Below are 793 nucleotides of genomic sequence, written 5' to 3'. Positions count from 1 at the left end.
CCATGGAAGAACACCACCTTCTTGCGCCGCTCCGGCGGAATATTTGCTGCCAGGTCGACTGCCGTCTGAAAGGCGGTGAGCACCTCGGTGGAAACCACCTTGCCCTTGTCCTCGAGCCCAAGGCTGGCGGCGATCAGTGTGATCTTGCGCTCGATGCCTTGCGGGGTGTTGTCCTGCGGGACGAAGACGATCGGGATCGCCAGCGACTTCAGCACCTCGACCGCCTCCGGCGGCCCGCTGTCCTCGGCCGCCAGGATCAGATCGGGACGCAAGCTGGCCAGCCCCTCGACCGAAAGCTGGCGGCGGTAGCCGACATTGGGCTTCCCGGTTACGGATGGCGGATATTTGCTGCCGCGATCGACGGCGATGATCCGCTCGCCGGCGCCGAGCGCGTGCACGATCTCGGTGACGTCGGAGCCGAGCGTCACGATTCGGGTCGCCGCGCCCGGCACGACGCTTCGCCCCAGCGCATCGACAACCGTCTCGGCGGCCAGCGCCTTGAAGCCGCAGGAAGGCGCCAGCACCGACAGCGCCAGAAGCAGCACCGCCGCGATCCTGCCCGGTTGCAACCAGCCGATCCTCTTGCCATCGCCCACACTTCCGACCATGCCGCTGCTCCCGTGCCAAATGCTTCTCGATGACGGTCGGCTATAAATTTAAGGTTGACTTATGTCATCATGTTTTAATATGTGACCCCTGCCCCGACCCGCCTGGTCGAGGGATTCTCGATCATGCCAGCCAAGGCCCTTCAGCCACCGCCAGCAGTTTTGCTTTTGCTTGGGGGCTGCATGAC

1 protein-coding gene is annotated in these 793 nt (G+C 64.1%); it reads right to left on the bottom strand.

Features of this window, described 5'->3' with window-relative positions; translation table 11 throughout:
- The coding region (locus EN893_RS36210) for an ABC transporter substrate-binding protein (protein ID WP_164901507.1) at positions 1-608 on the bottom strand (608 nt) is incomplete at its 3' end.
- Between the last annotated feature and the right edge of the window lie 185 nt (positions 609-793).

The sequence above is a fragment of the Mesorhizobium sp. M7A.F.Ca.CA.004.04.2.1 genome (assembly GCF_004022825.1).
GTDB lineage: Bacteria > Pseudomonadota > Alphaproteobacteria > Rhizobiales > Rhizobiaceae > Mesorhizobium.
Note: the sequence above shows the minus strand (reverse complement) of the source record. Positions and strands in the feature narration are given on the sequence as shown.